The 20,249-nt window shown below is 33.4% G+C and carries 21 protein-coding genes and 1 pseudogene; 14 read left to right on the forward strand and 8 right to left on the reverse strand.

Going from position 1 to position 20,249, the window contains the following annotated elements:
* Positions 1–34: 34 nt before the first annotated feature.
* From ONG75_RS02405 to tnpC, 4 genes and pseudogenes are all read left to right on the forward strand, one after another.
* Positions 35–532 (forward strand): ankyrin repeat domain-containing protein, encoded by a 498-nt coding sequence (locus ONG75_RS02405; RefSeq protein ID WP_264375686.1) that lies wholly within the window; start codon positions 35–37, stop codon positions 530–532.
* 66 nt (positions 533–598) lie between these two features.
* A complete protein-coding gene (locus tag ONG75_RS02410) occupies positions 599–826 on the forward strand; it encodes a hypothetical protein (protein ID WP_264375687.1) in 228 nt (75 codons plus the stop codon).
* A gap of 21 nt (positions 827–847) precedes the next feature.
* Positions 848–1,537 (forward strand): annotated as a pseudogene (locus ONG75_RS02415) (patatin-like phospholipase family protein); the annotation flags it as partial.
* A gap of 51 nt (positions 1,538–1,588) precedes the next feature.
* Entirely contained in the window at positions 1,589–2,971 is a 1,383-nt protein-coding gene (gene tnpC, locus ONG75_RS02420) for an IS66 family transposase (protein ID WP_264375454.1), read from the forward strand.
* 63 nt (positions 2,972–3,034) lie between these two features.
* Here tnpC and ONG75_RS02425 read toward each other — a convergent pair whose 3' ends face one another.
* Entirely contained in the window at positions 3,035–3,907 is an 873-nt protein-coding gene (locus ONG75_RS02425; RefSeq protein ID WP_007301937.1) for a hypothetical protein, read from the reverse strand.
* 95 nt (positions 3,908–4,002) lie between these two features.
* Entirely contained in the window at positions 4,003–4,374 is a 372-nt protein-coding gene (locus ONG75_RS02430) for a glutaredoxin (protein ID WP_006015443.1), read from the reverse strand.
* Between the two features lie 68 nt (positions 4,375–4,442).
* Here ONG75_RS02430 and ribF point away from each other — a divergent pair, with 68 nt between their 5' ends.
* From ribF to ONG75_RS02450, 4 genes are read left to right on the forward strand one after another with little or no spacing between them, the layout of a single operon-like run.
* Complete coding sequence (gene ribF, locus ONG75_RS02435; RefSeq protein ID WP_264375688.1) at positions 4,443–5,375, forward strand: riboflavin biosynthesis protein RibF; 933 nt, start codon at positions 4,443–4,445, stop codon at positions 5,373–5,375.
* Complete coding sequence (gene lspA, locus ONG75_RS02440; RefSeq protein ID WP_007301940.1) at positions 5,372–5,848, forward strand: signal peptidase II; 477 nt, start codon at positions 5,372–5,374, stop codon at positions 5,846–5,848. The genes ribF and lspA overlap by 4 nt, the downstream gene beginning before the upstream one ends.
* 4 nt (positions 5,849–5,852) lie before the next feature.
* The gene (locus tag ONG75_RS02445; RefSeq protein WP_264375689.1) at positions 5,853–7,184 is read left to right on the forward strand and encodes a M16 family metallopeptidase; all 1,332 of its coding nucleotides are present in this window, start codon (positions 5,853–5,855) and stop codon (positions 7,182–7,184) included.
* Positions 7,171–8,493 carry a M16 family metallopeptidase gene (locus ONG75_RS02450; protein WP_264375835.1) on the forward strand — a complete coding sequence of 441 codons (1,323 nt, stop codon included), beginning with the start codon at positions 7,171–7,173 and terminating at the stop codon, positions 8,491–8,493. Before ONG75_RS02445 ends, ONG75_RS02450 begins: the two co-directional genes overlap by 14 nt.
* On the opposite strand, the gene purN is transcribed toward ONG75_RS02450, so the two are convergent.
* Complete coding sequence (gene purN / locus ONG75_RS02455; RefSeq protein ID WP_010402201.1) at positions 8,487–9,053, reverse strand: phosphoribosylglycinamide formyltransferase; 567 nt, start codon at positions 9,051–9,053, stop codon at positions 8,487–8,489. The genes ONG75_RS02450 and purN overlap by 7 nt on opposite strands.
* A gap of 266 nt (positions 9,054–9,319) precedes the next feature.
* Between purN and ONG75_RS02460 the strand changes: the two genes are divergently transcribed.
* Positions 9,320–9,736, forward strand: a complete 417-nt coding sequence (locus tag ONG75_RS02460; protein ID WP_007301944.1) for a hypothetical protein — start codon at positions 9,320–9,322, stop codon at positions 9,734–9,736.
* Here ONG75_RS02460 and ONG75_RS02465 read toward each other — a convergent pair.
* Positions 9,729–10,250 (reverse strand): Na+/H+ antiporter subunit E, encoded by a 522-nt coding sequence (locus ONG75_RS02465; RefSeq protein ID WP_006015458.1) that lies wholly within the window; start codon positions 10,248–10,250, stop codon positions 9,729–9,731. The two genes, ONG75_RS02460 and ONG75_RS02465, sit on opposite strands and share 8 nt — an antisense overlap.
* A 103-nt stretch (positions 10,251–10,353) precedes the next feature.
* On the opposite strand from ONG75_RS02465, the gene ONG75_RS02470 reads away from it, so the two are divergent.
* The 3 genes from ONG75_RS02470 to lgt all read left to right on the forward strand — a co-directional run bounded on the left by ONG75_RS02470 (position 10,354) and on the right by lgt (position 12,601).
* Positions 10,354–11,265, forward strand: a complete 912-nt coding sequence (locus tag ONG75_RS02470) for an ankyrin repeat domain-containing protein (RefSeq protein ID WP_007301945.1) — start codon at positions 10,354–10,356, stop codon at positions 11,263–11,265.
* An 88-nt stretch (positions 11,266–11,353) separates the two neighbouring features.
* On the forward strand, positions 11,354–11,803 hold the full coding sequence (gene smpB, locus ONG75_RS02475; RefSeq protein ID WP_015587785.1) for an SsrA-binding protein SmpB: 450 nt from the start codon (positions 11,354–11,356) through the stop codon (positions 11,801–11,803).
* Between the two features lie 6 nt (positions 11,804–11,809).
* Positions 11,810–12,601 carry a prolipoprotein diacylglyceryl transferase gene (gene lgt, locus ONG75_RS02480; RefSeq protein ID WP_010402205.1) on the forward strand — a complete coding sequence of 264 codons (792 nt, stop codon included), beginning with the start codon at positions 11,810–11,812 and terminating at the stop codon, positions 12,599–12,601.
* Positions 12,602–12,815: 214 nt separating this feature from the next.
* On the opposite strand, the gene ONG75_RS02485 is transcribed toward lgt, so the two are convergent.
* From ONG75_RS02485 to ONG75_RS02500, 4 genes are all read right to left on the reverse strand, one after another.
* Positions 12,816–13,358, reverse strand: a complete 543-nt coding sequence (locus ONG75_RS02485; protein ID WP_064085547.1) for a hypothetical protein — start codon at positions 13,356–13,358, stop codon at positions 12,816–12,818.
* Between the two features lie 84 nt (positions 13,359–13,442).
* A complete protein-coding gene (locus ONG75_RS02490; protein ID WP_007301949.1) occupies positions 13,443–13,970 on the reverse strand; it encodes a phospholipase D family nuclease in 528 nt (175 codons plus the stop codon).
* Between the two features lie 40 nt (positions 13,971–14,010).
* A complete protein-coding gene (locus ONG75_RS02495; RefSeq protein ID WP_264375690.1) occupies positions 14,011–15,501 on the reverse strand; it encodes a UbiD family decarboxylase in 1,491 nt (496 codons plus the stop codon).
* Positions 15,502–15,548: 47 nt separating this feature from the next.
* A complete protein-coding gene (locus ONG75_RS02500) occupies positions 15,549–17,432 on the reverse strand; it encodes a DUF3857 domain-containing protein (RefSeq protein WP_264375691.1) in 1,884 nt (627 codons plus the stop codon).
* Positions 17,433–17,771: 339 nt separating this feature from the next.
* Here ONG75_RS02500 and ONG75_RS02505 point away from each other — a divergent pair, with 339 nt between their 5' ends.
* Both ONG75_RS02505 and ONG75_RS02510 read left to right on the forward strand, forming a co-directional pair.
* A complete protein-coding gene (locus ONG75_RS02505; RefSeq protein WP_264375692.1) occupies positions 17,772–18,512 on the forward strand; it encodes a DsbA family protein in 741 nt (246 codons plus the stop codon).
* Positions 18,513–18,703: 191 nt separating this feature from the next.
* Positions 18,704–20,224 (forward strand): OTU family ubiquitin thioesterase, encoded by a 1,521-nt coding sequence (locus ONG75_RS02510; RefSeq protein ID WP_264375693.1) that lies wholly within the window; start codon positions 18,704–18,706, stop codon positions 20,222–20,224.
* Positions 20,225–20,249: the final 25 nt, after the last annotated feature.

The raw sequence follows: 20,249 nt of genomic DNA on the forward strand, positions 1-20,249 counted from the left end.
AAAATAAGTAAATTGCTGATTTAATTCAAAAAAAATGCTGAACATGAGCAAGAAACAAGCTACATTGTGGTTTATACTGGTAATAGTATGTGTTGTTATTACATATTACTATCAAAAATCCAAGGCCGCTGAAGAGTATCAGAAAATGTTAGAAATGTCAGCTAAGAACTGTGACTTAGAAACTGTGAAATCATTAGTAAAAAAAAGTAGAGATGATTCAAGTATTAGCAAAAAGGCATTATATTATGCTTCAGAGAAAGGATGCTTAGAAATTGTTACATTTTTGTTAGACGAGGGGATGGATATAAATACTATTAGTTTAGCATTACTTGATGCTGCTGAAGGTGGTCAGTTAGAGATTGTAAAACTTTTGTTGGAGAGAGGAGCTAACCCTCATGTTGTAGACTGGAAAGGAAGAACTGCAAAAACTATAGCAATGAAGAGGTCATCTTATAGTGGAAATAAGAAGTCTTATAGAGAAATCGTAGACCTACTTGCTGAGGCAGAAAAAAATTATAAAACAGAAAAGTAACGACTAATTCATTTCTACAGTTTGAAACAAAAGCTTTCAATAGTTTTCATAATAAATTAAATCGTTATGCAGAACCAAAAAATCCCAATTACAGTAATTATCACGTTATTAATACAAACCATAGCATTCATATGGTGGTTATCCAAGCTAGACTCAAGGGTACAACTTCACAATAAGCTCATTGAATATGGTTTAATGGAAAAAGTGTTAGTACTTGAGGAAAGGGTAAAAAATCTTTCTGAGGAACTGGATGAGTTTAAATTGCAGGTTTTAAGCGGAAAAATTAAATCTTAATATCTTTACCTAAATTTACAATTGATTAAATACATTTTATCCGTTGACGGCGGAGGCATAAGGGGCATAATACCAGCCATAATATTAGCAGAAATAGAAAAAAGAACAAGAAGAACTATAGCTGAAATCTTTCACTTAATGGCAGGAACCTCAACCGGTGGAATTGTTATAGCAGGATTATGTAAAAAAGATAAACAAGGAAATCCCCAATATTCAGCTAGTGATTTAGTCGAGCTTTACCAAAAATACGGGTCATATATTTTTAAATCTTCATTTTTGAGAAGATCAATATTTTCTTGGCTTAATTGCGCACAATACCCACATAAAAATATTGAATTTGTACTGGATAAATATTTTGGCGATGATATCCTTAAAAACACTTTAAGTAATGTGTTGATTACGAGTTACGATATTCACAATAACTGCCCATTTTTCTTCAAAAGCTGGAAAGAGGATAGAAATTTTATTAAATTAAGGGATGTATTAAGAGCAGCAACTGCAGCACCTACTTACTTTGCACCTAAATATCTTAAAATTAACCAAAAGGAAATGGTATTAGTGGATGGCGGGGTTTTTGCCAATAATCCTGCGGCTTGCGCATATGCAAGTGGTAAGAGGTTATTTCCTAATGATGATATTATAATTCTATCAATTGGTACTGGCAGAACAGATAGAAGTATAAGGGTATCCGTTCAGCGGAGTGGCAGAATAAGGTAGACAAGGTGATCTAAAAAGATAATCATAGAGCAAAAGTGAGGTAATGTGGTAAACCTTTTAGAGCTTTGCAAAAATTTACAGCAAAAAATAGAAAAGTTAGAAGCAAAAATAGAAAAGCTGGAAAGGGAGAATGAAAGTTTAAAAGCAGAGAACAAGGCTTTAAAGATAGAGAACGCTGAATTAAAGGAAAGGCTTGGTTTAAACTCGAAAAATTCATCTCTACCAAGCTCTAGAGAGTTGTACAAAATAAAAAAGGACAAGCCAAAGAGCGACAGAAACGTTGGTGGTCAGGTTGGTCATAAAGGAAGTTTTCGCGCCAAAATGGATGCAGATGAGGTGATAAAAGTAAAGTTGTCATCTACTTGTGAATGCGGAGGAGGGATTGCAATATGCAATGGACCGTACATTCATCAAAAAGTTGATCTTCCGGAAATTAGGCCTTATGTAGTGGAATATCAGATGGAGCATGGTCGTTGCCGGAGATGCGGAAAAAGAAGAAGCAGTAAGTTACCAGAAGGTGTTACGTCAGATACATTTGGTCCAAGGGTTAAGTCAATAATTGCAGCGTTCAGCGGATTCTACAAAAATTCAAAACGCGAAATAGCGAGTGTCGTAAATGATATCTTCAATTTGAACATAAGCGTCGTTAGCATATCAAATAGTGAACATAGAGTTGCTTCAAAATGCAAAAAAATGTATGAGCAGATCGAACAAGAGATAAGTAGGAGTAAAGTTCTACATATTGATGAAACGAGCCATTATAACAAAGGTAAACTCGCTTGGTGTTGGATGTTTGCAAGCAATACGGCAAGTTTTGTGAAGTTGACAGAGTCAAGAGGAATGAAAGTTTTAAAAAATAACGCATGCTGCAATCATAATAGCTTAGTGGTAACCGACAGGTACGCAGTATACAATTACTTTGCTGATGAAAAAAGGCAAATCTGCTGGGCACACTTAGCAAGGGATTTTGAAAGATTAGCGCATAGTTGGAATATTGAAGTCAAAGTTCTTGGCTGTTACTTAAGAAATGTAGCTACTGAATTATTTGCACTAAAAAAGGCTTTGCTAAAAAATGAGATAGATGTTTTTAGATTTGCCAGACGTGCCAGAAAGTTGCGAAAACGTACAAGGTATTACTTGAAGGAAATATCCTACTTACCTGAAGCAATTGGAGCCTCTCGAGTTGCGAAAAATATTTTGAAATCTGAAAGAATGATGTGGAATTTTTTAGATGACCCAAAAAACATTCCGCTGACAAACAACCATGCTGAACAGCAGATACGGCATTATGTCGTTTACCGCAAAAATTCGTATTTTACACAATCAAAGCGGGGAAATGCATTCCTTGAACGGATAATTTCGTTATACTTAACATGGAAACAAAGGGGTCTCAATCCTTTCCAAAACCTCTTATCTATTGTTTCTTAAACCACTCTCCTGAACGGATACCAGATATATGTAGACATTGGCTAAAACCATTCCAACAACATTTTAGTGAAACTTAACAAGCTTATCTATAGTTTTAGTGATGATTCTTGGAGTATTTGGAGAGACTTCTGAGCCCAGTCTATTTAACCGCTCTATAGCAAACCCGCTGTTCTCATTTATTATGAAATCACATAAAATATTTTCTATATCTTTAATAACACTTTCATGCTTTCTCAGAGGATGGTTATTCGGATATCTATGAATGGTTTTGATGCTAGAATACTCAACGAAAGCTTGATCTTTAAAAGCAAGTTGTCTCAATTTCTCTTTGAATTTTTCTTCTTCATCTCTTGCTAAAAGGCAAGACTTTATCAGTGATTTTATAATCGAGTTTATAGCCTGATGTATTTCAGAATGCACTATAACTTTGATGATATTTTCTTCCACTATGCAATCATAAGTGCTTTTTTCGCTCTTTAATGACTCTATAAGCATTTTGCTATTTTGCGAATTCAATTCCAGATTCTCTTCACTTATAGGAGTCATTATAAAGGTATTCTTATTTACCCTGATGTAAAATTGTGGCAACCCTTTAGAACAGGCAAATGCTACATCCTTAGACTCAAGTGCGTGATTGTATGAAGAAGAAAGGGTGCTTGCTATAACGCTACTTGGTACTTTCATTCCATGATTACTTAGGTGATTTAACACATTCTCAACATCATGATATGTAAAACCTGTATCTTTTATCAATTCAACAACTTCTATGCAATTGTGTTGTTTATACTCTATTGTCACTTCTTCTGTAAAAAGAGTTTTAGCTGCTATATGCTTATCAAGCACTGTGAAAATCTTGATGAAACTCTCTAAATCTTGTTTGTTAATTAATTCAATACTAATTAAGTTTTTGCTAACAATTATAATATTTTTTATCATTTTTTCCCACTAAAAAAACTCACTAGATGAATTGTATTTTTAATTCATTAAAAATTGTTTAAAGTGGGTATGCCAGCAACAGTAAGACAAAAAAATCACATAAAATCTTCATTATGTATTATATTACATCCCTCGTGTTCATCACTGCCGCTTGTGTAAGCTGTTGCATTAATGCTATCTTCATTGTTATTTAACATATTATCCAACTTTCCTTCTTTTTCAAGATCCATCAATTTGTCACATCCAGCAATATGATGTACATAATCACCATTTTCATCAGTAATAAAAATTTGTGGAACTGTCCTGACGTTATATTTTGATTTTATACCGTCAAACAAATCCGAGTTTCTAAGTACATCAATTTCTTCGTATTTCACACCTTTTTCATCCAATAACTCTTTTGCTTTCTTGCAGAATGGGCAGTACTTCTTCACATATATTACAACTTTTCCTTTAGTGTTTTTCACGATTTATCTCCATAGTTTATAAAATACAACTATTATATATAAAAAATATATATAAAATATCAAATTGTATGAAAATTATTTACAACTGTGAGCAAGGGATAAAAGATAATGTGGCACTAACTTTCGGAAATTTCGATGGCGTTCATTTAGGACATAAGTTTGCAATTTCCAATCTAAAGAAGGTAGCACAAGAAAGAGGATTACCCTCTGCAGTTTTAACTTTTGAGCCTCACCCATCAACTGTTTTATTTAGTAGGAACAATTTTAGGTTAATAGATCAAGAACAAAAAAAGGAACTAATCAGCAGCTATGGTATAGATTACTTGTATATTATTAATTTTAGTAGAGGTTTTTCTGAGGTTAGCTGCGATGACTTTATTGGTAAGATTTTGGTAAAGAAGTATGGTGCTAAACATATAACTGTTGGAGAAAGTTGTACTTTTGGTCACAAACGATTGGGTAACATATTAACTCTAGAAAAATATTCTCAGATGTATGAATATTCTTTAACTAAATTAGAGCCATTGATAATCGATAGAAAAATTTGCTCTTCTTCCTCAATCAGGGAGTGTTTACAAAAAGGAGAAATAGAAATTGCTAATAAATTGCTTGGTAGGTCTTATCAAGTTTCTGGTATTGTAACAAAAGGTGCATGTAGAGGTAGAGAAATAGGGTTTCCAACCATAAACATTCCGATAGAAGATTACATGATAAAACCTAAGTTTGGTACATATTACGCCAAAGTTGCATTTTCTGAAAATAGTTCAAGTTGGCTATATGGAGTAGTCAACATTGGTATGAGACCTACATTTAAGGACTTAAAAAAACCTATAGTAGAAATGCATATATTTGACTTCAACGAAAATGTATACAATTTTAAGGTTGATATACAACTTTTAAAATTTATTAGGGCAGAAAAAAAATTCCATAGTATTAACGAGTTAACAAAACAGATAGATCGTGATATAATGAAGGCTTACCAGTTAAAGATAAATTTATGAAAAGGATATGTTTAGTTATTATATTGATTATAGTATCATTCGATCAAACAAGTAAATTGTATATAAACTCTTTGATTGATGAGGGGGAGTCAATCGAGATTACTAGTTTTATGAAATTAGTTGAAGTTTGGAATTCAGGAATTAGCTTTGGAATGTGTAGTACTCTGCCGCATGGCAGCTTCTTTTTTTCAGCATGTTCAATATTAATAATTGGTATACTTGCATACTTGATATATAAATCTAATGATAAGTCAATTTACCTTAGTTTTTCTCTGATGATTGGTGGAGCGATCGGAAATGTAATTGATAGAATCTATTGGGGAGCTGTATATGACTTCATATATTTTCATATCAATGATTGGTATTGGCCAGCCTTTAATTTAGCAGATCTATCTATAGTTTGTGGAATGTGTACATTGTTATATAAGTGGTATATATATGATAGGTCTATCTCTAAGCAAAATGAGGAATGAAATAATGCTTCGCAAATTCTTTAGTTTTTTTATACTATCTGTGTTTTTTTTCATTTGTCCGATTTCTTTGGAAGCTGAAATCATAAAGCATGCTAAGCTCAGTAACGGATTGGATGTTTATGTAGTACCTAATCACCGAATTCCAGCTGTTTTTCATGCAATAATATATAAAGTTGGGGGAATGGATGACCCAATTGGCAAAGCAGGCTTGGCTCACTACTTTGAACACTTAATGTTTGAAACTACAGGAAAATTTAAAGACATAGAATCCACTTTGGGCAGCATTGGGGCCCAATTTAATGCTTTTACCACTAAAGAATACACCTGCTACTACGAATTAGTTCTCAAAAAAGATTTACCACTAGCAATGGAAATTGAAGCAGATAGAATGGGCAATTTTGATGTTACTCAAGACAAAATAGATAGAGAAAAAAATATCGTATTAGAAGAAAGAAAGATGAGATTTGATAATAATCCTGAAGCTTTACTATGGGAGGAAATGAACAGTGCATTTTATCGTAATGGCTATGGTAGGTCTGTTATTGGTTGGGAGAGCGATATTAAAACTTACAATCAAGATGACATAACAAGGTTTCATGATAACTATTATCATCCAGGTAATGCTATACTGCTCGTTGTTGGTGATGTAGAATTTGAAGAAGTAGCGGGATTAGCAAAGGAAAAATATGGTGCAATTAAAGCTGAGCCTGTAGTTAAGCATTATCCGAACCAAGATTCAATACATAATGCAGATATATCGGTAATTTTAGAAAGCACTGAAGTAAAAGAGCCAGTTTTATACTTTCGCTATAGTGTTCCTTTATTTGAGCAAATAAGTGAAACTTTTCCTGTTGATTTGGCAGTTGATGTTTTGGGGAATGGCAAGTCTAGTAAGCTATATAAAGATTTAGTTCTAGATAAGAATGTAGCAGTAGAAGTGTTTGCTTATTATAATAGCTTAGCTTTTAGTAATGGTTACATTGAGATTCGGGTAACTCCAAAAAGCGGGGTGAATTTGGATGCTGTTGCAAGAGAGTTAGAAAATTCTATTAATCACTTTAACTCTGAAGGAATAACAAGTGAAGAGTTGCAAAGTACAAAGTCTAAATACAAAGCAGCACAGCTTGATAATCTATCTGATTTAACTAATATAGCAATGTTTTATATACCACGTCTAGCACTAGGTATTCCACTTGATGAAATAGACATTTCATATAGCAAAATTAATGATGTCAATCTGGAAGATGTAAATCACAAAATTCGTACTATTTTTTCTACTAATAAATTAGTCGGTCGTTTACTACCAAAAGGAGTTAATAATGATAAGAATAAGTAAATTTGTATTTCTATTTTTTTTCTGTCTAGGCTTTAATTTGCAAGCAAGCGGTCACCTAAATATAGAGGAGGTTACAACTAATAAAGGACTTAAGTTTTTGTTTGTTGAAAACCGTGATCTACCAAAAGTTTCACTCAATATATCATTCAAAGATGCAGGTTGCGTGTATGAAAGTGCAGAAAAGCAGGGGCTTGCTTGGTTTACTTCTCTTGTAATTCAAGAAGGAGCAGGAAAAAATGATGCCAAAGATTTTGTAAAAAAGCTTGAGGATAAAGGAATTAGTTTAAATTTTATTGCTGGTTTAGAAGCATTTAGGGTTTCATTAAATACTTTGTCTGAGAATCTAGAGGATGCAATTTCACTATTGAGCGATGCTATAATGCGACCTAAAGTTGATTCAGAAGGATTGAACAGAGTTTTTGAAAAAGCCAAAGTAAACTTTAATAATTTTGAAAAAGATCCTTATTTTATTGCTGCAAAAGAGTTGGATACGTTGTTGTTCAAAAAACATCCTTACTCAAGAGATCCATATGGAACTCTAGACACTATAATGAGCATTACTAGAGACGATGTTTTAACATACATAAAGCGTAGTTTTACTAAGGATAATATCGTCATTAGTGTTGTTGGTTGTGCAACAAAAGAAGAAGTTAATATGCTGCTCGATAAATATTTATCTAAGTTACCATCAAAAAGATCGAAAGTTAGGAAGATATCTGTAAAAAATGAATTTGGGCCTGCAGAAAGTAAGAGCGTTTTTATGAATATACCACAGAGTGTAATACTTTTTGCTCAAAAAGGCATAGCATATGAAGACCCTAATTACTATAATGCCAGTGTTTTGATTAATGCGCTTGGTGGCATGAGTCTAAACTCAATACTAATGAAAGAGTTGAGACAAAATCTAGGTATTACTTATGGTATTAGTGCAAGTAATGTTACCAATAAACATGGAAATGTTATACTTGGGTTTATGAGCACAGATAGCTCTACTGCTAGCAGAGCTATCTCAGCAGTAAAAGATACATTTAGCAGAATAAAAAAGGAAGGAATTGACGAACAATTATTCAAGGATGCAAAAACCAGTTTAGTAAATAACCTTATCTTCTCTTTTCTATCCAATAATGCGAATACAGCAACGTTACTGGATAGTATGCAGATAGATGATCGTGATATTAACCATATAAATAATTATGCAAATATCATTAATGATGTTCAATTGGAAAAAGTAAACAAGCTGGCAAGTTCTTTACTGAATCCTGAAAATTTATTTTTTGTTGAAGTTGGAAGAAACGCTCAAGGTCAATAGTTAATACCTTCTGCTATTGATCTTACTGCTTTTACATAACACTTATGCTCTTCAGCTAGAATGCGCTCTGAGAGACTGTGAACATCATCATTTGGTAACACTGGAACAGTAGCTTGAGCGATTATGGCTCCAGCATCAATTTCAGGAGTAACATAATGCACAGTACATCCTGTAATTTTTACACCCGCTTTCAGAGCTTGCTCCTGAGCATTTAGGCCCTTAAATGACGGAAGTAAAGAGGGATGAATATTTATAACTTTGTTATGCCATTTATTCAGGAAATTGGCCTTTATAATTCTCATAAACCCTGCAAGGCAAATTAAATCAACCTTATGTTGAACAAGTATTTCATGAATTTTATCAGTATCAAGTGGCTTATCTTCAACAACAAACGCTGAAACTCCTGCTTGCTTTGCTATTTTAAGGCCTCCAGCTTCACTATTATTTGTGATAACACACACAGTTTCAGCAGGGAAATTCTGATCTTGACATGCTTCTATTAAAGCCTGCATGTTTGATCCTCTACCTGAAATTAGTATTCCGAGTTTTATCTTTTTCATTTTAGTGCAGCCGTAAGAATGGATATTAATAAAATAGCTCAAAAGGAAAGTTTATTTTAGAATAAATACTATTGTGTAGCAATATTTTACACTGCTGGATAACATGGAATTAAAGAAATCATTCAGTTTGAAGTAACTTTAACATTTAATTTTAGGAATATTATACAATTTATGGTAAATAAATGCATATTTTTATGGCTGCGTTATTATTTATTTAACAAAGTATTAGTATAATTTACTACACTGAATTAAATGGAGAAAATTCAATGAATAAATTACCAAGCAATGCAAAAACAAGCAAGTCTCAGGTTACTCAGTGGGAGGTAATAAAAAATTGTGAATATTCTGATAATTGTTTATCAAAAGTAGTAACTTTATACGTCATTAAAATGGCAGAATTATCAGATATTTATACGAGTAATGAACCTGAAATTAATACTATACTTACAAGAATAAGCATAACAAGTGAAAATGCATTTTTAAATAAGGTTGTTGATATTGAAATTATGGAGGGCATTTTTCCGTACAAATTCAACAGCAAGAAGAAAAATAACATATCAAGGCTAGAAGATTTGTACAATTATTTATGTTCTACTGTTATTGATAGCCTTCCAAAAGAAATGCTTGAAAGCCTAAGAAGAGAATACAGAGACGCTGTTAACTTATTTAAAGCAATTACTTAACTAGGTGTAGCATTTTTAAGACTTTACCTTCTATTTCAGAAATGCCACTTTCAAGATCTTTATCTATCAAACATATGGTAGATAAATATGTTTTCTGCTTCTTTTCAACATTGATAGTTAAAGTTCCAGGAGTAATCGTAACCGAGTTAGCAAATAATGCAATGGTCTTATCATTATGTCCTATGCATTCTCTTACAATAACAATTGGCTCAACTGTAGATTTGAATCGTAGCACCTTTTTTGTTACATAAATACTTGAAAAAATAATTTGGTAAATTAGCCAAGGTATATAACTTATAAGCTGATAAAGTGACAGCCTACCACTATCATTTAGAATTTGACTAAGGGCACTTTCAGCATCAATTAACCTTTTAAAGATAATCAATGTGAACACAGAAGAAAATACTCCACAGAGAATAAAAAAAGGCTCAAAATAACCAGACAATGTAATCCATAGAGAAGACAAAATCACAAATGATAGAGAAAAAAACTTAATATTTTGCCTGACTTTCATGATTTGGAGTATAACTTAAATGATTTTTTAGGAAAATAAAAAGTTCTTGATTTTTGTGTCAAAGAACATAATAACCAAGTTATTTTAATAAGTAGTGGAGATTATGACGCTTGATGATTTTCTAAAAATGCTTGAAGAAATAAATGATACTTCAGGTTTAAGCAAGAACAACATAGTTGAACGAATAAAAATAAAATTAGAAAGAATTGATTTACGGAGGTGGGAAGATAGTGGATTTAATATCAATCATATATTCACTACACATAGTGATCTAGATCCTGTAGAAACTACATTGTTGCATTTTGCTGCTAAGAGTGGCTATGAGAACATAGTAATAGCTCTAATTGAATATGGAGCATATGTTGATGCATGGGACAGCGATGGATGCACTCCTTTACATTTTGCTGCTGAATGGAACCACAAAGGCATATTAGATATTTTAATTGAAAGTGGAGCAAATGTTAATGCGTGGGACAATGATGTATGTACACCTTTACATCTTGCTGCCGAAGGTGGGAATGAAAGTGTAGTAAGAGCTCTAATTGCATGTGGAGCAGATGTTAACGCGCAGAACAATGATGGACACACTCCTCTACATTTTGCTACTAAGAGTGGCTATGAGAACATAGTAATAGCTCTAATTGAACACGGAGCATATGTCGATGCGTGGGATAATTATAGAAGCACTCCCTTGCATTTTGCTGCTGAAAGTGATAATGAAAACATAGTAAGAACTCTGATTGAACATGGAGCATGTGTTAATGTGTGGGATAGTTGTGGACGCACTCCTTTGCATTTTGCTAGCGATCATGAAAGTATAAGAGATATTTTAATTGAAAGTGGGGCATATGTTAGTAAACAGAACAATAATAGATATGCTCCTTTACACTTTGCTATTGAATGGGGCTGCAAAGATGTGATAAGTTCTTTGTCAGGTAATGCTAGTCCTAGGGCTGAAATGGCAGTAGGAAGAGTGGAACAAATTACACTTGCAGGAAGATTGGAGCTTTTTTAACCAAACTTGCATTTACTGAGATAATTGTTTTGTTATGAATTAAACCAAAAGTTCTGTAATATATTGAAGCTTAAAGATATCTTTAGATATGGAAGTTATTGCAGAAAATAGAAAAGCAAGGTTTGAATACTTTATCTTAGAAGAATTTGAAGCAGGTATGATCCTCTTAAGTAGTGAAGTGAAATCACTAAGGGAAAGAAAAGCAAACATTTCTGATGCTTACGTTACTGAAAAAAAAGGTGAAATATGGCTAAACAATATGCATATCGCAGAGTATAAAGCTGCAAACCAAAAGAATCACAAGCCAAAAAGAGAACGAAAATTGCTTTTGCATAAAAAAGAGATAAATAAGCTAATTGGTCAAATCAAAACCTCTGGAATAACTGTTGTGCCACTTTCTATCTATTTTAATGATAAAGGGTTGGCAAAAACTAAAATTGCTATTGTTAAAGGAAAAAAACTCTACGATAAGAGAGCAACTATAAAACAGAGAGAGTGGGACCGTGAGAAAAGTAGATTGTCTAAGAATAATTTGTAGTAAAATATGTCTTTAAGTCCAGTTATTTTTAGCATCGGTCCTGTTTCTATATATTGGTACTCTTTAGCATATGTTTTGGGTATAGTTTTTGCATATTGGTATTTACATAAGCTAGACAATCAAAAAATATTTACTAAGAATTTTTACGATTCGTTATTAACAGCCGTTATTATAGGCATTATCCTTGGAGGTAGGCTTGGGTACGTATTGATATATGATCCAGTTCTCTATATAAGCAATCCTATCGAAATACTAAAGACCTGGGAAGGAGGTATGTCATTTCATGGCGGTGCTATAGGAGTTTTGCTTGCAGTAATAATCTCCTGTAGAAGACATAACATTCCTATATTTTACACACTGGATCTAATTTCTTGTGGAGTTCCGATAGGTTTACTTCTAGGCCGCATAGGTAATTTTATAAATGGAGAGTTATTTGGCAGGGTTACAAATATGCCGTGGGGTATGGTATTTCCAGAAAATGGTGATAATTTATTGCGCCATCCAAGCCAACTTTATGAGGCATTTTTTGAAGGAGCGCTACTTTTTGTAGTTGCAAATTCACTGTTTTTCTTGACTAGAGTGAAACTGTATTACGGTGCAACAACTGGTATTGCAGTTATGTGGTATGGAATAGCACGTTTTGTGGTTGAATTTTTCCGCGAGCCAGACTATCAAATTGGCTATTTATGGTTCAATTTAACTATGGGACAATTTCTTTCTATACCTATGATTTTGCTGGGAATGCTTATATATTTAGGTGCGTTGAGCTTAAGATTTAATACGAAATCTGTTCAATAGAGAAAAGGTAAGTTTAATCGAAAAATATAGTGGAAGTTTATTTATTCCATACTATGTACAATTATGTGAATTTTTTGTCTTGCAGAGAATAAATGTAAGACCAGCAAACCTTCGTTGTATAGCTATAAGAAAAACTTAGTAGCTACTGACCAAATTCATTACTAAGTAGATATTCATTTTCCACCAGAATATTCCTGATTGAGAAGCTACTTTATTAAAACATATTTTTAAATTTTTGCCAAAAACCTGGTTGATTATCATTAACCTTTGTGAAGGCTATGTTTAAACTGTATCTCAGATCATTTGGCATATCATATCTAATATTCAGTATTGAAACTTCGTTTTTATTATGAACAGAAACATCGTCATATGATAACTTTGTCGTGTAGCACTTTATATGCTTTTGCTTATCATATACTATATCACCTGATTCCCCTTCTAGTTCTACAAATTTAGTTTTTTTCTGACATTCTTTTATTTTTATTAGATCCTTGTCTAGTGATATTGAAACCGGTAGTGTATTACCAGCATACTCTTTAGCTAAAAGCTCACTTTGAGGATACATTTTTATTTCCCTTCCAAAATGTGAGTCTATAAAATTATTGCTCCAAAATTTGTCTCCAGAATGTACATATTCGTCAGTAGCATACGGTACACCACCATAATTGCATTGAACTTTGTAATCTCCAACACCATTATTTTGAAAAAAATCATGAATGGCAGCGTAACTATCAGCAGCATCATTTATGTAATCCATTACCTACCCCTTAAAACCTTTTAATTTATTATATCACAAGAAATTAAATCTATCAATAAAAAGACTTTTTTTGATATCAAGTATCTAGGGAGCATATTGATAGGATTGTGACATTCGTATTTCCCAGTTCTTCACATACTGCTGGACTAATTCAGGATAATTTTCAATAATTAATAAATTTTCAGCGTTTCCCTTTTCAGCTGTCTTACTGAGGTTAAACGATCCTGTGATGACTTTTTGATTATCAACAATTATTACCTTATTATGAGCAATTTTTGGCTTATTATCGATCCAAATCGGTATTCCATTTGAAAACAATTCGCTTATGACACTATATTTTGAATGGAGTTGTGATTTATCTAAGACGACTTTAACATCAACACCACGCTCTTTGGCGTTAATCAAAGATTTTGCAACTGTTCCAAGAGTAAATGTATATTCTTGAACTAAGATAGATTCTTTAGATTGGTCTATCTCGCTGATTATCGGTACAGCACAGTCTTCTTCAGGTGAGAAGCAAACTGTTGCTTTTGGGCAAGGCGAGAATGTAGGACCCACATAGTAATACAGAGAAAAACATGCCGACAAAAATAAAAGATATAAAAGCCTCACAAACCACACCTAAATACACGGCGGTAGTCTACATCATATCTCAATCATCTGTCAACCCATATTCCTTCCACTTCTCTGTAACTTTCTTTATTATTTCCTCGCTCATTTCAATTTTTCTTCCCCATTCTCGTTTGGTTTCAGGTGGAAGTTTGTTTGTTGCATCAAACCCTATTTTACCTCCGAGACCGCTTTCAGGGGAAGCAAAATCTAAATAATCAATTGGGGCATTCTCTATCGTAATTGTATCACGCACAGGGTCCATTCTTGTTGACATTGCCCACATTACCTCTTTCCAATCACGTATATTTATATCATAATCAACAACTATAATAAATTTCGTGTATAAGAACTGTTTGAGAAAAGATAGTGTGCCCATAACAATTCTTTTTGCATGCCCTGGATAAGCCTTTTTTATCGACACTACCGCTATTCTATATGAACAACCTTCTGGAGGCAGATAAAAATCTACTATCTCCGGAAACTGATTGATGAGAATCGGCACAAAAATTTCGTTGAGTGCTTCACCAAGAATTGATGGTTCATCTGGTGGCTTGCCAGTGAAAGTGCTGAGATAAATTGGATCTTTGCGCATTGTAATTGCAGTAATGTTAAACTCAGGAAACTGTTCAACAGCATTATAGTAACCGGTATGGTCTCCGTATGGCCCTTCATCTCTATACTTATCTAAACTTACATATCCTTCCAGAACGATCTCAGCATGAGCTGGAACCTGAAGAGGAATAGTTTTACAATTTACAAGCTCAAGTGGTTTTTTTCGCAGCAGCCCGGCAAATTGGTATTCTGATAAAGTCTCCGGCACCGGAGTTACCGCAGCAATAATCGTTGCAGGATCGCTACCAATCACAGCAGCCGCAGGAAACTTCATATTTTGCCCCCTCTCCTCCTTCCACCGTTTATGGTGACCTGCACCACCACGATGTGCAAGCCAGCGCATGAGAGTCGTTTTTTTATTCACAACCTGCATACGATATATTCCAAGATTGAAATTATCTTGCTTGTCTGCTGTTGGTCCTTTTGTTACCACAAGTGGCCAAGTGATAAGCGGTGCAGGCTCGTTTGGCCAGCATGTCTGAATAGGTAGCAAACTAAGATCCACCTTATCCCCAGTTAGCACCAGCTCTTGACATGGGGCTTTGCTCACAACTTTGCTCCGCATCGACAATACAACTTTTAGTAGAGGAAACATTTTCACAGCATCTTTGAAGGTTTTTGGCGGCTCAGGTGATCGCAAAAATGCTAGAAGTTTACCCAGATCCCTTAATTCATCAGAATTTATACCAAGTCCGAATGCAATTCTCTCAATAGTACCAAATAAATTCACTAAAACGGGAATTGAATTTTTGCCATTTTCTGTGACAACATTTTCAAAGATGATAGCTGGTCCCTTGTTTGACAAAACCCTACGATGAATTTCTGTCATTTCAAGAATAGTTGAAACTTCTTTTTTAATTCTAATTAGATCTTTTTTTTCTTCTAATGCTCTGATGAAGTCGCGTAAGTTATTGTACATATTTTAAAAATTTTAAGCCTTTTAAGAAGTGCTTTTCCCAGCACAACTCATTCACTTATTATTATAGAGGCTCTAGAAAAATTATTCTCCAATTCGCTTTTTAAGTTTTTATATTCAGCAGTCTTTAACTCTTCATTGGTAATAAAACTTTTCTTTATGGTTATTAAATTGCTAAATTCGGTTCCATCATTTTGATATTTACACGACCTATTTACATATAACCAAGGAGAATTTATTTCAAAATTCAAATTTTCACAATTTTTAATTTTGATATCTTTTATTATCATATGGCTTTCCTTAGTTTTAGGAACACCAATAAAAAGATCTGACACTTGGTCAGAAGCTGTATTCACAACATCATTAAGCCAATTATCTCCTAAATTCAAAGCCGGCCCTAGATTTGTCTTGAAAATCTTATTTTTTTGCTGGAACTCATATTTAATTGTCAGATCCTCTACATTACGCAAGGTAAGGTCAGGCAATTCTAAGAACTTCTTTTCTTCTTCATCAAGATATACTCCACTAATCATACGAAAAACAGAATCTCTTAATTGCTCATCTGAATAATATAATCCAACACCTGTTAAGCCTAAGGCTGCTTCCCCTTGCACGGTAAGCTGGCCATATTCATTTACAACATTATCTTCTATAGTTAATTCACTATGGGATATCACTTTTGAATTTTCACCTTGTACAGCAGGAATCTTTATGTAATCTGCTTCCTCAGAATTGAGTACTAGAGCGTTCCTATCAGCAATGTCTGGAAAAATACCCTGTGCCATACTGACGGTATTAGTTGGATCGATCCAATATATTTTCCCACCTCTATTTGTTACTTTGAGCATCACATGATTAAAATTACCCATATTAGGTAATGCTTCAGGATTAGAAGTGCTAGTAGTTCCTCTCATAACTAAAATAGGTTGAACTTTATAACCAAGTTTTTGCAGAATAGCAGCCGTGCTAGCAGAAAAGTCTTTGCAATCCCCGACTTGAGAATCAGCAATTTTCTCTAAATCTCGTGGAAAATATTTTCCTGAGACTGTGCGCCAATCTCCCATATATTGAACTTTTTCATTCAATAAAGAAGTGACTGCATTAATTTTCTCCTCATCAGTATTTTTATTGGCAGCAGATTCTGCTATAGCTATAAAAGTTGCAGGAAGTGGCTGATTAATGACGCTATGATATCCAGGAGCTAATTTTTTAGCTAAATCATCCCATTTAGATAGGCTCGACAGTGATACCCAAGTGTTATGTTTAATATTCAATATTCCATTATGTGGTTCATTTATTGTGTTTTCATAAATTGCTTTCTTTAAGGTAATGTTTATATAATGTACACCATCCTTTTTTTCCTCAGCAATCTCTAATACTTTTCTTGGATCATTCACTTTAATCTCTAGAGGCAATTCAGAGTTGATTTTAGTATTTTCTGCTTGTAAATAATCTCCATAATAAGAGAAGCTCAAGCCATAAAAATTATCAACAGGAACCTTTTTGTTAACTTTTTTATATCTTAAATATACTTCTGTGCCAATTTCTATTTTGGGAAATGGTATGGTTACTTGCCTTAGCTGATCAAAGCCTTTGCCAGGACTAGCCAGTGGCTTATCCTCCATCATATCTTCAGTAACTATATATTCCTCTCCGTTATAAGCTGTTTTAGCTTCTAAAACAGTCAAATCTGCACTATCATCATTGTAGATTAAACTATACAGAGAAAATCTATCACGCCCAGACTCCTTGAGTATTTTTGCTTGAAGCTCTACTTCCGTTTCGTAGGTACCATCTCTATTAACATTAATGTTAACATTAGAAAACTTAACCTCGACAGAAGCATCTTCGTACTTACTCCACCTTGCTTCAGCTGTCGAAGCTACAAAAAATGCTAACATTGCTAAGTTAAAGACAGCTTTTAAAAACCTCATTTTTTACTTACATTTATTGAAAAATCATTCTATTATATCCGAACAACACTATCGGAAATGTAAGACTTAGTGTGTTCATATTACTTAGCGACGCGCTTACCGATATTATATGCAGCGATTACAAGATAATCAACTTTTTTGCTTACAATTTACTAGAAATAGCGGTAAAGACTATCTAAATCTTTATAAATGCCTTACTCTGCAAAATTTTTCATCACCAAATCTTATGATGAACTTTACAAAAATATCTTAAATTTCATTTTATAAAGTTTGCATTTCTTGATAAAAATGTTTTAACATTGAGCATTTCTTTAATATTTGTATTCTTTAAGTAAGTGTATGTCTAAAATACCATTTTTATTGATTTTTATACTTGCAGTAGCAAGTTTACCAGTAATAAACAATTGGCTTTCGCACCGCAGTCAGAACTTAAATGATGATTATATAGGTGAGAGATTGGATAATTACATCAGTAAAAATTTTGATAGAGTTCTAAAAGCTCTCCAGGAAGAGTCAGCTAAAAATAGTTATGCTAATGCAACCAAAAATAAAATTTCTCAGCATAAAAATGAAATATTCGACTCCACTTATCCTTACTCAGGAAATGAAAATAGCAATGTCATAGCTGTAGGGTTCTTTGACTATTCTTGTGGCTATTGTAAGGCAATAAAGAATGACATAAAACAGTTGATCAATGATGGCAAAATTAAATATATCTTTAGGGATGCTCCAATACTTGGTAACAACTCCTTAAAGGCAGCAAAAGGTGCTTTAGCAACTTATTTTATCGATAAAGAAAAGTACTTAGATTTTCACTATGCTGCACTAGATCACAGAGGAGAATTTTCAGACGAAACTATATTGGATATAGTAAAAAGTATAGGGATTAACGAGGAAGATTTTAATAACTCTATGAAAAATAATGCAGACAAAATTGAGCACATGATAAACAATAGTAAACTTTTAGTAAGGGAGTTGGGAGTAGGCGGTACACCTTTTTTGATAATAGGAGATAGTCTTTTTGTAGGAAAAACTGATTTGAATATATTACGCAAAAAAGTGAATGGGTTAAAAGATTAATAAATTTCCTGCTTGACAGCATAAGAGAGTTTAAGTATAGTTAAGATATACTAAGTAACAATATGTATATGCTACATATTAGTTCAAGAAGAATAGGTGATGTTTGCTTGCAACATAGCACGACCTTAAGTAATTAGCCTTCCTAGGCTGATTAATCTATTAAAATACAATTATTATTTTGGAGTTATAACATGAAAAATTTCAACAGAGAACCAATTGCTCTTTTTCAACAAATCGAAGAAAAGAAAAAACCAAGTAATTTATTGGATAATTTAAAGAGTACTTATCCTAGAGAACTAAAAATCGGGGCTGCTATAAAGACAGGGGATTGCTTTTTTGACTCTGTGGCTCAAGGGTTGAATGAGCTAAATATAAAACCTGGTCATTATTTTACTGCAAAATCATTAAGAAAAGACTGCGCAGATTATGTTGAGCAACATGGTGAACAAGATAGTTGGACCTATAAAGCAGTAATAAAAGACGCTGCTATTGGTGGCTACTTTGCTGCGCTAGAAGGTCCATATGGTCCTATACAAGATCCAAAAACTAAAATAAATATGATAGATGAGAAAAAGACTTTTCATGAGTACTTAAAAAATATTAAGAATATGGCCACAGGAGCTGGTTCTGCACCTATATGGGGTCGTCCAGAGATTGAAGGGAGAATGATATGCGACAAGTACAAAGTGGAACTTTATATTTATTCAATAGAGGAAGGTAGTCAAAAAGTTACGGGAACTAAAATTACAGCACATGATGATGATCCAGCAGTTTTTATACAAGATATAGATCTCAATCAACTAGAGATAGATAGTAGCAAAAAAACTGTAGGAGTAGTGAATTACATGAGGCATTTTGTGCCACTTCTAAGTGAAATTTCTGAAGATATAACAGAAAGTCAACCAGTTTCTAATGAAGAAATCTTTGGCGAGGTTACAGAAGCTTCTGCTTATGAGAAACCAGTACAACAAAAAAGCAGCGCTGGTGAGACGATTTTTTCGAATAGAAGAACTCCTATTTCTAATCAATCAGAGCAGAAACCACTAAAAGAAAGAGCTGCTGATAGAAGTATTGATGAAACAAATTCACAAAATCATGAAGCAATGTTAGAAAAAACACACAATAAAATTTGTGAAAATACAGCAAAGATCTTGAGTGAAACTTCTAAGGATATGAAAAAAAATTCCAGTGAAGAAATTCTTGAAATAGGTAAAAGAGTTCCTGCTTCTGATCAATCAGAGCAAGAAGAACAATATAATATCAGAACTAGCAAAGCAGCAATTGCGCAAGATCATAAAGAACAAAAAACACAAAAAGAGAGAATTGATACCAGCGCTAGTGAGCCAATTCATACGGATACAGTAATTACTATTTCTCATCCACACGAGCAAAAAACACAACAAGAGGCAATAGAAAAGAAATTAATCAATAGTTACAGAGGCGAAGCTATTTATAGCATAACTACTGTAATAACAGCTATAGCATTCACAGCATCTGCTATAGCTGCTGTTTTTACTCAACCAATTCCTTTAGCATGTCTTGCTGGAGTTGCTTTAGCCATTGCATGTGTTTGTGTATATCAGTTAACGCAGAGTCATCAAGACATTAACGAACTGAAAGGTAAGGTAGGAGAAAACAACACCTTTACTTTTCTAGAAGAAACGGGATTTAAAATTTATAGCCTGATTGATAAAGCAGCTTCAAAAATTTAAGATCTTTCCTACTTCATCTATATCA

The organism is Wolbachia endosymbiont (group B) of Sphaerophoria taeniata, assembly GCF_947179355.1.
Lineage (GTDB): Bacteria > Pseudomonadota > Alphaproteobacteria > Rickettsiales > Anaplasmataceae > Wolbachia.